The organism is Psychrobacter sp. FME5 (assembly GCF_014861375.1).
Classification (GTDB): Bacteria; Pseudomonadota; Gammaproteobacteria; order Pseudomonadales; family Moraxellaceae; genus Psychrobacter.
In genome coordinates, this window is sequence record NZ_RRYX01000075.1 from 1 (window position 1) to 14,602 (window position 14,602).

Below are 14,602 nucleotides of genomic sequence, written 5' to 3' on the forward strand. Positions count from 1 at the left end.
ATTCTTGGTCGAAAACAATAGATTAGTGAGATGCTCTTCTTTTTTCAATCACTTTTGATGTTGAGAGTGGGGTATAGAAGTACTTATCTTCCTGATATTTTGGGCAATTATGCTGATAAAACTCCGTACTTTCCAAGTTTATGCATTTTAATCGATTTGATGGCTTGTAAAAACAGCCTGAACCTTTCATAATAAAAGCGTTTTTCAGGAGAGAGTCTTTAGCAAACACCTCGTAATGCACTATATTGTTCATACGATATGACTTATTGCTGATTGACCACCGAAGGCGCATACACCCTGCCAATCGCTCAGGTAACAGGACTGAAAAACACATGTCATTATTGTTTAGCAGTACGCCATCGATGGTGCATTGCCTACACATATAAGGCATAACAAATCTGGAGAGCGGTAAGGACGGACGACGCCCTACCCACCGAAGGGGAGAAAATACGACATCAAATGATGCTTCGTGTTGAAAATCTCAGGTTACAGGACAGATAGGGCTTTTGCTTAAACTGACGTTCAGCGTCTGTTTGGCTGACGGCTTTATATTTTTTCTGTGCTACCCTTGGTTGCAATGTTTGCACCCTGCAATATTGCTGCTCGCCACTATGATCATGAACATCAGCCTTTGTACTTAAATTAAGTACAAAGGCTGATGTTCACATAAGGATTTGTTATGACTGATACCCACACCCAAGCTCCCAAACGCACTCCCCTTTACCAGTCTCACGTCGATAGTGAAGGCAAACTGGTGGACTTTTCTGGTTGGGAGCTGCCGATTCATTACGGCTCACAAATCGAAGAGCACGAAGCTGTACGTAACGATGCAGGGATGTTTGATGTCTCTCATATGGTTATCGTTGATGTTAAAGGTAGCGATGCCAAAGCATGGCTACAAAAGCTATTGGCCAACGACGTTGCTAAATTAAAAACTGTCGGTAAAGCCCTATATTCACCTATGTTGAATGACATGGGCGGTATCATCGACGATTTAATCGTTTATTTATCAAATAGCGAAGAAACTGAATATCGCATCGTCTCTAACGCGGCGACCCGTGATAAAGACATGGCACAGTTTGAAAAAGTAGCCAAAGACTTTGATGTTACCTTAACGGAACGTAATGATTTGGCAATGCTTGCTGTCCAAGGACCAAAAGCCGTTGAGAAACTGGCGAAAATCAAACCTAGCTGGGCAGACACCCTAGCAGGCCTTAAGCCTTTCGTTGGTGCCGATTTAACCGATATCGAAGGGTCAGATTGGTTCGTCGCTCGCACTGGTTATACTGGTGAAGATGGCGTTGAAGTGATTATGCATGCCGATGAAGCACCTGCCTTCTTTGAACAGTTAAAAGCCAATGGTGTCAAACCTGCTGGTCTTGGCGCACGTGATACCTTGCGTATGGAAGCCGGCATGAACCTTTATGGTCATGACATGAATGAAGAGACCAGCCCTTACGAATCGAATATGGGCTGGACACTGGCGCTAAAAGACGAGCGAGATTTTGTGGGTCGTGAGGCGCTTGTAAGCAAACGCAAACAGTCAAAAGATGACAATACAGCGATGAAGCAAGTGGGTCTACTACTGACCACACGCGGTGTGTTACGTGAAGGTATGACTGTGACCATCAATCAAGGCACAGACAACGAGCAAACAGGGGTTATCACCAGTGGCACATTCTCCCCTAGCCTCAAAAACTCAATTGCTATCGCTCGCGTTCCTACCAGCTTGTCAGAAGAGGATAGCGTGCAAGTTGATCTGCGCGGCAAAGGTAAGTTCGTCGATGTACGCGTCCTGAAATTACCATTTGTCCGTAATGGCAAGCAGCAGTTTGACTCGTAGCCGTTATAAATTCTATTATTAGCTTGCATTATTTTTGTTAATTAACCTCTATCACTTAGGAGAGAGACCATGAGTAACATCCCAGCAGAATTAAAATACATCGCCAGCCACGAGTGGCTACGCCTAGAGGACGACGGTACAATTACTGTTGGTATCACTGACCATGCTCAAGAATTATTGGGTGACGTGGTATTTGTTGAATTACCAGATGTTGGTGACGTCATCACTCTTGATGACGAAATCTCAGTGGTTGAATCTGTTAAAGCCGCTTCTGACGTCTATGCTCCAATCTCAGGCGAAGTCGTTGCCATCAACGAAGCGCTAGAAGACGACCCTGAAATCATCAACTCTGACCCATATGGCGAAGGTTGGTTCTTTAGAATGAAGCCTGAAAACATGGCTGACTATGAAGCATTACTGACTGCTGACGAGTACGAAAATGAGCTGTAATATCTGCTACACGCTTCACTCTACAAGCGATATTAAGCTTAAATCTCGCTACTTATAACAAAGCAAGCAGGTTTCATTATTGTAGATACCGGCGTCAGTCGGTATCTATCCTCTTTGGCTTAAAGCGATTTTCTTTAAAAATCAGCGTTAAAAAACAATCATCGTCCAATTGATTATCCCCAATTGCTAGCTAGTTTATTCGTATTACTCATTTGACATATTTCTTAAATATGCCGCAACAATGAGCCAAATTGAGCACTCAACTCCCAGTATGGATCCTAATATGAACGCCAATACCGATAATAAAGACAACATTGCTACGCCTACTCATACTCCGCAGCGACAAGCGTTTTGTGAGGTCGTAGAGTCACGCCGATCAGTACGCCGTTTTACCGACACGCCGATACCCGATGACGTATTATCCGACTGTTTGCGTTTGGCCATGTTAGCTCCAAACTCTAGCAACCTACAGCCGTGGGAGTTTTATGTTATCGATAATGTGGATAGTCGTAAACGCGCGGTCAAAAACTGCATGAACCAAAACGCCGCAAAAACATCCGCACGCTTAATCGCTGTGGTTGCTCGTACCGACGTTTGGCATGATCACGCCCAGCAAGTTCTACGTGAATTCCCTGATACACCGGTGCCAAAAAAGGTAAAAGACTACTATAACAAAGTCGTCGCGTTGGACTTTTTACGTGGGCCTGCCAACATTGTATCCGTCGCTAAATGGGGTGCAACTCAAGTGGTCAGACGCGTCAAAGGTCCAATCAAATCGCCTTATTATACCTTTGAAGATACCAAAAACTGGGCAACCAATAATACCTCGTTAGCCGCTGGAAATCTAATGCTGGCATTGCGAGCGCATGGCTTCGATAGCTGTCCGATGGGTGGTTTCGACGAACCTGCCATGAAGCGCTTGTTAGAGCTAGGCGATGATCATCATATCGTTATGATGATTGGTGCTGGTGAGCGTGCTGATAATGGTATCTATAATACCCAGTTCCGCTTTGAGCAAAATCAATTTGTACATTATGTATAGTTAGTTGAACCACTACTTTTATTATAGAACGCTCCTTTTCACTCTTTTCCAAGGATTGTCATGACTATCTCTCAAAACCCGACGTTTGATACCTTTCAAGGCTTATTCAACGAAGCCGAATTTGTCTATCGTCATTTAGGCTCTAATGAAACCAAGCAAGCGGATCTACTCAGTGCGGTTGGTTATAAAGATATGGCAAGCTTTATCAATGATACGGTGCCTGAACCTGTACGCCTGCACAAAGAATTGGACTTGCCAGCCGCGATGAGTGAACACGCTGCGCTCGCCAGATTGCGCGTGATGGCTGATGACATCACCGTTAATAAAAGCTATATCGGCCAAGGTTACTCACCTGTGCGCATGCCTGCTGTTATTCAGCGCAACGTCCTTGAAAATCCAGGCTGGTATACTGCTTACACCCCTTATCAAGCAGAAATTGCCCAAGGTCGTCTAGAAGCGCTACTTAACTTCCAACAAGTTTGTATTGATTTGACGGGTCTTGAGATGGCTGGTGCTTCATTGCTTGATGAAGCAACCGCTGCCGCTGAAGCGATGTCAATGTCTAAGCGCGTGAGCAAAAGCAAATCAACAAAATTTTTCGTCGATGATCGCATCTATCCACAAACACTTGATGTTATCAATACCCGCGCCAAGTACTTTGGTTGGGAAGTGGTGGTTGGTGATTTTGAAACGGCCAAGTCTGGCGATTATTTTGGGGCATTATTCCAATACGTCGGTGTCGAAGGCGATGTTAAAGACTTAACAGACGTCATCGCGGCTGTGAAGGAAAATAAAACCTACGTGAGCGTTGTCAGTGACATCATGAGCTTGGTACTGCTAAAATCACCAGCAGATATGGGCGCAGACGTGGCTTTGGGTAGCACGCAGCGTTTTGGTATCCCAATGGGCTTTGGTGGTCCACATGCGGCCTACTTCGCTTTTTCAGATAAAGCCAAACGCTCAGCACCTGGTCGTATCATCGGTGTCTCAAAAGACGCGCAAGGCAATACTGCTCTACGTATGGCACTACAAACCCGTGAGCAACATATCCGCCGCGAAAAAGCCAACTCAAACATCTGTACCTCACAAGTATTGCTGGCCAACTTAGCGGGTATGTATGCCGTCTACCATGGTCCAAATGGTGTTAAGCGTATTGCCACGCGTATCCATGCATTTGCTACTGCCTTTGCTGATGTCATTAAAGGCGCTAACGATAGCAATTTGAACGTGGCACATGATCAATTCTTTGATACCGTCGTGGTTGATTGCGGTTCAGAAAAACTGGCCACTCAAATTTTCGAAAATGCCGACAATGTTGGCTACAACTTATGGCGTCTTGACGACAGCAAACTTGCTGTTTCTTTTAGTGAAACCAGTGATGAACAGGACTTTAAAGTACTAACTCAGCTATTCGTTAGTAAGTCGCACGACCTACCAAAAGACGCGCGCGTCTCTCTTGATAGCACTCACTTGCGTACTGACGATATCTTAACGCATCCAGTATTCAACTCGCATCACACCGAACACGAAATGCTACGTTATTTAAAATCGCTCGAAGACAAAGATTTGGCGATGAACCGTAGCATGATTTCACTCGGCAGCTGTACCATGAAATTGAATGCCACCAGTGAGATGTTACCGATTACATGGCCTGAATTTGCCAATGTGCATCCGTTTGCACCGCGTGATCAAGTAACTGGTTATGTGGCGATGATTGATAGCCTACAAGACCAACTCAAAGCCATCACAGGTTTTGATGATGTGTCTATGCAGCCAAACTCTGGCGCCTCAGGTGAGTATGCAGGTCTACTTGCCATCCGTCGTTATCACGAATCACTGGGCGAGACCGATCGTGACGTTTGCTTGATTCCAATGTCAGCGCACGGCACCAACCCTGCTACGGCCATTATGATGGGTATGAAAGTAGTCGTGGTCAAAACCGATGACAATGGTAACGTAGATATCGATGACTTAACGGCGAAATGTGAAGAGCATAGCGCGAAGCTGGGCGCATTGATGATTACTTATCCATCGACGCATGGTGTTTTTGAAGAAGGTATCCGTGATATTTGTGACCTCATTCATAAACATGGTGCCCAAGTCTATATGGATGGCGCTAATATGAATGCTCAGGTCGGTATGATGCAGCCTGCAGACGTTGGCGCAGATGTCCTACACATGAACTTGCACAAAACTTTCTGTATTCCACACGGCGGCGGCGGTCCAGGCATGGGTCCTATCGGTATGAAGGCACATTTAGCACCATATATGGCCAACCATACTTTAAGCCCTGTACACAATGCGCAAAAAGACTGCTCAGCGGTATCGGCAGCCCCTTATGGCTCAGCAAGTATTTTGCCAATCTCATGGATGTATATTGCCATGATGGGACGTGATGGTTTATTAAAAGCCACTGAATTGGCACTATTAAATGCCAACTATGTTGCTGCGGAATTAAAAGACCACTACCCGGTGTTATATGCTGGCAAAAATGGCCGCGTGGCCCACGAATGCATCATCGATATTCGTCCATTAAAAGAAGAAACAGGCGTCACAGAAAGTGATATCGCCAAGCGCTTGATGGATTATGGCTTCCACTCACCTACTATGAGCTTCCCAGTTGCGGGCACCTTGATGATTGAGCCGACCGAGTCTGAATCTAAAGAAGAGCTAGACCGCTTTATCAGTGCGCTAAAATCTATCAAAGCAGAGGCCTTAAAAGCCAAAGCTGGCGAAGATAACTGGACGCCAGAAAACAACCCATTGGTCAATGCCCCGCATACCGCGGCGATGATTACTGATGGTGAATGGACGTATCCATACAGCCGTGAGACAGCGGCGTTCCCACTGCCTTACATCCGTAACAATAAGTTCTGGCCAAGTGTGGCACGTGTCGATGACGCTTATGGTGATAAAAATCTCATGTGTTCTTGCCCAAGTATCGAAAACTATATGTAATCATCATTGTCGATAAACATTCATTATCATGATATAAAAAACCTCCAAATCAGCTGATTTGGAGGTTTTTATTTTGGCTGTCTTTTCAGCAGCATCTCAACAGGTAACACTCTTAATACTTAAGTCACTGCTATTTAAATCATTAAGAACAACCTACTATAGTAGTACAGATATATATCCACTTAATTTACTAAAATAGCATCTATTCAATCACTGCCTTGGAACCAAACATGCAACAAAAAAACCGCGTTATTCTGATTCATGGTCTGCATCAAACGGCTTGGATTATGCGCCCATTGGCTAAATGCTTGCAAGCAGCAGGGTTTGATACCCATCAATTTGGCTATCGTAGTATGCGTGATGGTATCAAGACCAATAGCGCACGTCTAAATAGCTGGCTAGAAGAGAACCACCATCCAGACCAGCCGATAGATTTGGTCGGTCATAGTTTGGGTGGGTTAATTATTCGTGATTTTATCACTGAATATCCGAAATGGCAGATTGGACGCTGTGTGACACTCGGAACGCCGCATATAGGCAGTGTCTGTGCTGATTATATTTGGCGCTTGACCCCTGCTGTTGTGGGCCGCTCCTACGTCGATGCACTAGATGGTACGGTAGCACCATTACCTGAGCATATCACTCTGGGCGTGATTGCGGGGAATCACCCCAAGGGTTTAGGGCAATTTTTTTTACAGTATCATAACCGCAAACTACGTAAGGCAGATAACATACCATCAGCAGAACACCTGCTACACGATGGCACGGTATATGTAGAAGAAACTAAAATAAAGTCAGCCACTGATCACATTATTTTACCAGTCTCGCATACTGGGATGCTGGTCGATAAAACAGTGGCCAAGCAAACGGCTCACTTTTTACAACATGGACAGTTTCGACGTTAATATAGTCAGATTTTTATTGAAAACTCACTATATATTATTTTAAACGTTAATCCCCATGCCTTGTTGTAACTCGATTTTATGGGCTGTGATAACAGGAATCAAGGTATGCATAACCCAGTCGTTGCGCCAGCCTTTTAAGCCCTCTGGCAGCTCGCTTAAGTCTTTATCAAATGCAATAATCTCATAAAGCTGCCCCAGCCATTTTTTACGCATCAATACGTTGGCAGGTACGCCAATAACTTCTGCTTGCTCATCGATCGCTTGTTGCACGGCTTTTGACAGGACTTTGTTTTTCGAACGATACGGTGGTAATAAACAAGCTGGATGTTCAGCAGGGTGAAGGTTTTTGGCATCTTTTATGACCTTGAGCAATTCTTCACCATACAGTCGCAACATACTACGGTGCATCGTGGTTTTATGTGCCAACTCTCGCATGCTATTTGGTTTTTCAGTGATGATTTCGCGTACCGCTTGTTTTTTAATCACAAAAGTACGTGGCTGATTGGTCGCACGTGCCAGCGCCTCTCGCCATGTTGCCACCGCTTGCAATATCGCCATTTGCTCAGAAGTATAACGATAATCTGCCATTGTAAGATACATTGCGTCGTCTTCAACATGCTGAGCATCATATAAATCACTGGCATAAAGCTGGCAGTCCGCCCATACATAATCGTACAAACCTTGCTTTTTTAGCTCGTACTCAAGACTTAAATAGAGTGCTGGCAAAAAACGCACATCGTCTATCGCGTATTGCTCTTGTTCGTCTGATAGCGGACGCTTTAGCCAATCTGACTGGCTTTGCTCTTTATCGATATGCATGTCCAATTGGTCATCAAGCGCTTGCTGATAGCCCATTTGCAATTGTCCCGTCAAATACGACAGGGCGATTTGGGTATCAAAAATATTGGTCAAGGGCGGACAACCAGACAACAGATAAAAAATACCCAAATCTTCACCACATGCATGCCAAATGGCCACATCCACTTCACTGAGCGCTTGCCACAGTTCAGCCAGTTGCAGCTGCGGTGCATCTAATAGATATACATGATCGCCAGTATTCAGCTGCACCAGCGCCAAACGTGGATAATAAGTATCGCGCTTGATAAACTCGGTATCTAATGCCACACGCCCGCAAGCGGCTAATGCTGCAATCACTTCGTCCAAGCTACTTTGCTCACGTACCCAAGTAACAGCAACCTCATCGGCACTATCTAATAGTGCATCGATATCTGGTTCGGACGGCAACTCCGCTGACGCCATAGCATGATTGACTGAGTGCGTTGACACACCATCAGTAACCGCAGAACTATTTTGAGGGTTTGAATCGGTGGAAGCATTTGAAGCAATGTTTGACACGGGCAGATACCTGCATAAATAAGAGAAAATAAAACGCTAAACCGCGTCTTAATAAAATGAGAGACGAAAATAATAATGATAAAACACTACTAAAACAATTATAACAATCCCATAAAAAAATGGGCAACACTTGGCTTTTATAAGCAAGTTATAACAAAGCTATAAAAAGGAGCGGTTTTGCATGGCTTGCCCAAGGGTCATACTATCGAGGTATTCAAGCTCACCACCCATCGGCACACCTTGTGCTAAGCGCGTCACTTTATTGACATGACGATTGACCGCTTCACTGATAAAGTGTGCGGTAGTTTGCCCTTCGACGGTGGTACCCGTTGCCAGTATCAACTCTTCAACGGGCTCTTGCTTCACTCGCCAAACCAGCTGATCGATATTTAAGTCGTCGGCGCTAATCCCATCAATCGGTGATAAATGGCCACCTAAGACAAAATAGCGTCCACGGTAACCCGCAGTTTGTTCAATAGCCATGACGTCTGCTGCGGTTTCAACCACGCATAATAACCTATCATCACGCCTTGGATCTTGACACAGCGGGCAGACAGCGTCATCGCTAAAGCTATGGCAACGCTGGCATTCAACGATATCACGCATCGCTTCATCAAGCGCTTGCGCGAGCGCCATGCCCTGAGGGCGCTTTTTACTTAGCAGATGAAGCGCCATCCGTTGGGCGCTCTTTTGTCCCACACCCGGCAAAATACGCAGCTGTTTGACCAGCTGATCAAATTTGGCTGTCAGCAAAGTGTCTTCCTTTATTTAACTTAATTTAAAAAACAGTAGCTATAAAAATGGGGTCGTATCGTGTTGATAACAACCCCATTCATTAGATCTTACAGTCAGATAACATACAGTCAACTAAATATAAAACCAGCTGTATATCAATGCCAAAAGTTCAAGATAACGAGAAAGACGAGTGCTAGTTTTATCTTCGTAGGTCTAACGAGTCTGACCAGTCTGAATAGCTAAGCGTTAACTTATTTTTGGGACAGATATTATGGCAGATATTAGAACATACCTTGCATACCTGGTGGCAGACCCATACCCGAGGTAGCACCAGCCATCGTTTCTTCATAAAGCTCGTCTGCCTGGCGCACAGCATCATTGATAGCGGCTGCGATTAAATCTTCGATCATGTCAGGCTCATCTTCCAATAAGCTTGGATCGATAGTCAAACGCTTGACCACATGGCGACCTGTCATAGTCACTTTGACCAGACCACTGCCCGCTTCGGCTTGCACTTCTTTATTGCCCAGCTCTTTTTTGGCATTTTCGACGTTTGTTTCGACTTTCTTTTGCATCGTTTGGGCTTGTTGCATTAATGCTTGAATATTCATAACTGCCTCTTTGTCTTTATAGTGGTAAGTGGTGTTTGACAACGTAAAATGTATGCGTTGGTAGTGATTATACCGTTATCTTTACAAACTGTCTAAACCGCGCGCCAAATCTTTAATGATGTCCTCTACATCTTCCAAACCGACCGATAGACGGATAAGCCCATCTTTAACGCCTGCCTCAGCTCGCGCTTCAGGCGTCAGGCGAAAGTGAGTGGTGGTCGCAGGATGAGTAACCGTGGTTTTGGCATCACCCAAATTATTGGTGATAGAAACCATTTGCGTCGAATCAATCACATGCCAAGCAGCGGCTTTTGAATCAAGACTGGCAGACGATTTCACTTCAAAACCCATGATAGCACCATAACCCCCTTTCATATGATGCTGGCGGGTAGCGAGCTCATGAGAAGGATGATCGCTCAACCCTGAGAAATGCACCGTACTGACATTGGGATGATTGACCAAAAACTCCGCTACTTGATTGGCATTATTACAATGCGCCTGCATACGCAACTTAAGCGTTTCTAGCCCCTTGGTGAAGACCCAAGCGTTAAAGGGGCTCATACTGATGCCACCTGAGCGGACAACGGTAAATGCCTCTTGCATCAGCTTGTCACTGCCGACCAACGCACCGCCTAATACTCGCCCTTGCCCGTCTAAATACTTGGTCGCAGAGTGAATCACTACATCTGCACCCAAATCAAGCGGACGCTGTAAGGCTGGCGTAGCAAAGCAATTATCGACTACCAGTAGTATGTCATTGGCTTTACACAGCTCGCCTAGATAACCGATATCACAAATCTGCGCCAATGGATTGCTGGGGCTTTCGCAATAAATCACTTTGGTATTGGACTGTACCGCATTTGCCCATGCCTCATTATCAAAACAATCAACGTAACTGACTTCGACGCCAAATTTGGCCATGTAATTGTTAAACAGACCGATGGATGAGCCAAATAGCTGATTGGCCGCTAGCAGATGGTCGCCTGCTTTTAGATAGGCCAAACACATGGTCAAAATCGCACCCATACCCGAAGCTGTCGCCACCGCGCGTGCACCATTTTCAAGGGCAGCTAAGCGACGCTCAAAGGTGCGTACACTGGGATTGGTATGACGCGAGTAGACGTTGCCCGTTTTGGTGACATCAAAATGCGCTGCGGCATCAGCCGCCGAATGGTAAACATAAGAGCTGGTGGTAAAAATAGGCTCTGAATGCTCACCTTCATCAGTACGATGCTGTCCTGCCCGTACGGCGATGGTTTGCATGCCATAATCAAGCCCTAAATCTAGGGCATCGTTGCGCCAGTTTGGATCTAAACTGCTATCTTCTTGCACTTGCGACTTACTCATAACTAATCCATTACCGTTAATTTTAACTGCATTAAAAATATTTTTATTTCTTTTTACCAATAATTAATTTAGGGAATTGAATGCTGTTTTATAATATCATGTCGCTATCTATAAACCTCATTAGGCTTAATATTAACTGATATTTTTCTATCTTTAGATTTGTACTCCGAGATAATTGATCGAAACAAAACATCCTAGCTTGATGCTATTTCTGAATTCAAGGCCTGAGTTCACTGCCCGAATTCAAAAAGCTCCGTGACCAGTGTAATTATAATCGACGTGGTACTTTTGGATTCCAGGCATCAAGAACATTCCTCGACCATTGCTGCAATCTAAAACTTTCTGAGCTGCCGCTTCACCCTCGCTGTTGCTGCCTGATGGGTTACTAGGTTTGGCATCACACTCTATTTCGAGCAGGTAGTCTTCTTCGTTATGCATGTTACTGGCATAATGCTTAGTAGCCAAGTCTTTAGGAGTGGCGTTGTAAAACCTGCGCGTATCGCTTCCACCATCCTTATGGGTCAACTCGGCTGTCACATAGATCAATGACCAATCACACTTACCTTTACTAAGGGCATCGCGAAAGAAATGTGCTTGGTATTGATTTGCAGTCTTTTCTACATTGATCTTCAACATTTCGCTAAGTTGATACACATGTGAAATGTCTACGTAGTTTCCACAAAATCTACTTTCCGATTCAAAGCGCATTGTCATCTGTAAGTCTAACGTTTCATCTGAGGGTAGAGAGCCATAAATAATTATTTCGTCAGTAGGATTAGGATTGACCGGAGGCACCTCCGTTTTTAAAGCGCACGCCGATATCAACACTACTGGAAGAACCGCTAAACATAACTTGATTGCAGATAAACCTCCGTCTAATTGATAAGCCATCATCCCCTTATCCTTCAATCATAATTTATTAAGCCGCAAATTAGCTATTTTCCTAACCTAGCATTGTCATCTAAAATGCAGTGATCGTGTGATTACCCTAATTTATTTTTAAATACAGAGTGTTATTTTGTTGAGTCACTATGCGAACTATTAATAAATCAGGATTAGCTTAAAGCGAAAACCTAAAGCTGTCCATAATAAAATTAACGTATTTATAATAGGCAGATGTGCCAACACCTGCTAAGCTTGCCAGCACTGATTTTCTCTGCAGGCAGTTTTATTATACCTCTTATATCTATAATAAAAAACGACACAAACACTAGGGTGTGTTGAATATCCATTAATAAGCACTGCTGATACTCTTTGAGGTAACCGCGTTATGTCGACATTGACTCTAAACCCTAGAAAACTATCGCTAACTCTAGCGATTGGACTTTCCTTAGGAATGACTGGCTGTCAAATTTTACCCAAGCAGCCACATCTGCCTGAGAGCCAAGCGTTATCAGCGCGAGTAAATGCATTATATAATTCAGAAAGCACTCAATCAGAAAACAGCCAAAAAACCGGACAAAGTAAAAAATCCAAGATCAATAATATTGATTTGGTAGCGGCCATAAGCGAACAAAACGATATCCACCCTGATTTGTCAGGCTATCATCCAATCGTGACTGGAGCCAACGCCTTTGCTTCGCGCAGTATCTTGACAGATATGGCCACACGCAATATCGATGCACAGTATTATATTTGGCATGACGACCAAGCTGGTCAGCTACTATTGAAAGACTTGTGGGAAGCTGCTGAGCGCGGGATTATCGTGCGACTGTTATTGGATGATTTTAATAACAATGCCAAATTTGATCAGCATTTATTACGCTTTGCAAGCCATCCCAATATCGCCGTGCGTATCATCAACCCTTTGATGCACCGTCGGTTTCAAACGTTGAACTACCTCACAGGCTTGCCGCGTATCAATCGCCGTATGCACAATAAAAGTATGACCTTTGATAAGCAAATCACCATCATTGGTGGGCGCAATATTGGTAATGAATACCTAAGTAACGATAAAAATAGCCAATTTGCAGATTTGGATGTTTTACTTATTGGTAAAGTAGTCGCAGACATCGACAATAGCTTTGCAAGCTATTGGTCATCACCCTTGTCATTCGACATCGAAACCTTAGTGACCCTTGAGAATGAAGAAAATCCTGACTTCTTAGAGGCATTAGATAAGCTTGGACAGGACGAAAAAAATAATGACAACAGCAGTCTGACTGTCTATAAAGCCGCTGTTGAAGATTCTACGATAGACAGCGATCTAGTCCATAAACGCGTGCCCTTCCGCTGGACAGACATGCAGTTTTTGAGTGATGATGTGGGCAAATTAACCAAAACCGTGCCATCTGACACCAACTTGGTACATCAACTACGTACTTTGTTAGGTAGTCCGTCAAAAAAACTGACTATTATCTCCTCTTACTTTGTACCGACCAAAGACGGTGTCAATACACTAGTAGCATTGGCAGAATCTGGTATCGACATCAAAATCTTGACCAACTCGTTTGATGCCACCGATGTGACCGCGGTGCATTCTGGCTATAGTCAATGGCGTCCTTACCTACTGCGCGCAGGGGTAAAAATATACGAGTTAAAATCGACCGCTTCTGAAGAAAAGCGCGAAAACAAGCTATGGAAAGCCCGTAGTCAGTCTTCAACCAGTCTACATGCGAAAGCATTTGCCGTTGATGACTACCAAGTATTCATTGGCTCATATAATGTCGACCCTCGCTCCGCTAATATTAATACCGAAATGGGTGTGATTATCAATGATGATGAGCTGGCAGGACAGTTGCATAATGCGCTCAGCGATGATTTGTTGACTCAGGCTTATGAAGTTAAATTGTCAGACAATGGTAAATTGCAATGGCATACCGTAGAAGATAATAAAAAAGTGGTTTATGACTCTGAACCACGGGTCGATATGAGCGACCATGTTTGGCTTACCATTATGTCATGGCTACCGATTGACTGGCTGTTATAATAGACAGTCCCATATAAAATAAACCCAGCGCTATTGGCGGTACTAAGCAACACTCAATGCGCTCGGATGTTTAATGCAAACTCTAATAAGCCAAACAGCTTATATCAACACCCTTTTAAATCTTAGATTAACACACCAAGTGCAACGCTAAATTATATTATAGAACACCTGATTGGGCGTTTTAAACCCTAAGCGTTTTCTTGGTCTGTTGTTTAGTTTATTCTCAATGTCCTGTATATCATTATCAGAGACTTGTCTAAAGTCACAACCCTTAGGCAAGAACTCTCTGATTAAGCCGTTAGTATTCTCGTTGGTTCCTCGCTGCCATGACGCATAAGCATCGGCAAAGAAGAAGGAAGTAAAGAGCTTTCGTTTCACCTTCTTATGCTGAGCAAACTCTTTACCATTGTCAGAGGTAATGGTCTT

12 protein-coding genes and 2 riboswitches are annotated in these 14,602 nt (G+C 44.1%); of the genes, 6 read left to right on the plus strand and 6 right to left on the minus strand.

All coding sequences use genetic code 11. The features are described 5' to 3' along the window. The first annotated feature begins 195 nt into the window (after positions 1–195). Positions 196–334: riboswitch (glycine riboswitch) on the plus strand. A gap of 54 nt (positions 335–388) precedes the next feature. Further along, positions 389–507: riboswitch (glycine riboswitch) on the plus strand. Positions 508–679: 172 nt separating this feature from the next. The 5 genes from gcvT to EI161_RS10060 all read left to right on the plus strand — a co-directional run bounded on the left by gcvT (position 680) and on the right by EI161_RS10060 (position 7,198). Further along, positions 680–1,843 carry a glycine cleavage system aminomethyltransferase GcvT gene (gene gcvT / locus EI161_RS10040; RefSeq protein WP_192523227.1) on the plus strand — a complete coding sequence of 388 codons (1,164 nt, stop codon included), beginning with the start codon at positions 680–682 and terminating at the stop codon, positions 1,841–1,843. Positions 1,844–1,912: 69 nt separating this feature from the next. After that, positions 1,913–2,293 (plus strand): glycine cleavage system protein GcvH, encoded by a 381-nt coding sequence (gene gcvH / locus EI161_RS10045; RefSeq protein ID WP_192523226.1) that lies wholly within the window; start codon positions 1,913–1,915, stop codon positions 2,291–2,293. 283 nt (positions 2,294–2,576) lie between these two features. After that, the gene (locus tag EI161_RS10050) at positions 2,577–3,335 is read left to right on the plus strand and encodes a nitroreductase family protein (RefSeq protein WP_192529502.1); all 759 of its coding nucleotides are present in this window, start codon (positions 2,577–2,579) and stop codon (positions 3,333–3,335) included. 60 nt (positions 3,336–3,395) lie between these two features. After that, entirely contained in the window at positions 3,396–6,293 is a 2,898-nt protein-coding gene (gcvP, locus tag EI161_RS10055; protein WP_192529503.1) for an aminomethyl-transferring glycine dehydrogenase, read from the plus strand. Positions 6,294–6,523: 230 nt separating this feature from the next. Further along, complete coding sequence (locus EI161_RS10060) at positions 6,524–7,198, plus strand: esterase/lipase family protein (RefSeq protein ID WP_192529504.1); 675 nt, start codon at positions 6,524–6,526, stop codon at positions 7,196–7,198. A gap of 39 nt (positions 7,199–7,237) precedes the next feature. Here the strand turns inward: EI161_RS10060 and EI161_RS10065 are convergent, their stop codons facing one another. The 5 genes from EI161_RS10065 to EI161_RS10085 form a co-directional block, all read right to left on the minus strand. Next, positions 7,238–8,554 (minus strand): ribonuclease D, encoded by a 1,317-nt coding sequence (locus tag EI161_RS10065; protein WP_413038500.1) that lies wholly within the window; start codon positions 8,552–8,554, stop codon positions 7,238–7,240. A gap of 159 nt (positions 8,555–8,713) precedes the next feature. Beyond that, a complete protein-coding gene (recR, locus tag EI161_RS10070; RefSeq protein ID WP_192523223.1) occupies positions 8,714–9,307 on the minus strand; it encodes a recombination mediator RecR in 594 nt (197 codons plus the stop codon). 263 nt (positions 9,308–9,570) lie between these two features. Further along, a complete protein-coding gene (locus EI161_RS10075) occupies positions 9,571–9,900 on the minus strand; it encodes a YbaB/EbfC family nucleoid-associated protein (protein WP_192523222.1) in 330 nt (109 codons plus the stop codon). Positions 9,901–9,981: 81 nt separating this feature from the next. Next, positions 9,982–11,247, minus strand: a complete 1,266-nt coding sequence (locus tag EI161_RS10080; RefSeq protein WP_192529505.1) for an O-succinylhomoserine sulfhydrylase — start codon at positions 11,245–11,247, stop codon at positions 9,982–9,984. 243 nt (positions 11,248–11,490) lie between these two features. Next, complete coding sequence (locus EI161_RS10085; protein WP_192524608.1) at positions 11,491–12,141, minus strand: hypothetical protein; 651 nt, start codon at positions 12,139–12,141, stop codon at positions 11,491–11,493. 376 nt (positions 12,142–12,517) lie between these two features. On the opposite strand from EI161_RS10085, the gene EI161_RS10090 reads away from it, so the two are divergent. Next, positions 12,518–14,176 carry a phospholipase D family protein gene (locus EI161_RS10090; RefSeq protein ID WP_192524607.1) on the plus strand — a complete coding sequence of 553 codons (1,659 nt, stop codon included), beginning with the start codon at positions 12,518–12,520 and terminating at the stop codon, positions 14,174–14,176. Positions 14,177–14,323: 147 nt separating this feature from the next. Here the strand turns inward: EI161_RS10090 and EI161_RS10095 are convergent. After that, positions 14,324–14,602 (minus strand): IS30 family transposase (locus EI161_RS10095; protein WP_192529416.1); only part of this gene is annotated, 279 nt, incomplete at its 5' end.

Bases quoted from the DNA above. Each gene is read 5' to 3' on its own strand.
- gcvT (WP_192523227.1), top strand. From the start codon at position 680: ATGACTGATACCCACACCCAAGCTCCCAAACGCACTCCCCTTTACCAG.
- gcvH (WP_192523226.1), top strand. From the start codon at position 1,913: ATGAGTAACATCCCAGCAGAATTAAAATACATCGCCAGCCACGAGTGG.
- EI161_RS10050 (WP_192529502.1), top strand. From the start codon at position 2,577: ATGAACGCCAATACCGATAATAAAGACAACATTGCTACGCCTACTCAT.
- gcvP (WP_192529503.1), top strand. From the start codon at position 3,396: ATGACTATCTCTCAAAACCCGACGTTTGATACCTTTCAAGGCTTATTC.
- EI161_RS10060 (WP_192529504.1), top strand. From the start codon at position 6,524: ATGCAACAAAAAAACCGCGTTATTCTGATTCATGGTCTGCATCAAACG.
- EI161_RS10075 (WP_192523222.1), bottom strand. From the start codon at position 9,900: ATGAATATTCAAGCATTAATGCAACAAGCCCAAACGATGCAAAAGAAA.
- EI161_RS10080 (WP_192529505.1), bottom strand. From the start codon at position 11,247: ATGAGTAAGTCGCAAGTGCAAGAAGATAGCAGTTTAGATCCAAACTGG.
- EI161_RS10085 (WP_192524608.1), bottom strand. From the start codon at position 12,141: ATGATGGCTTATCAATTAGACGGAGGTTTATCTGCAATCAAGTTATGT.
- EI161_RS10090 (WP_192524607.1), top strand. From the start codon at position 12,518: ATGTCGACATTGACTCTAAACCCTAGAAAACTATCGCTAACTCTAGCG.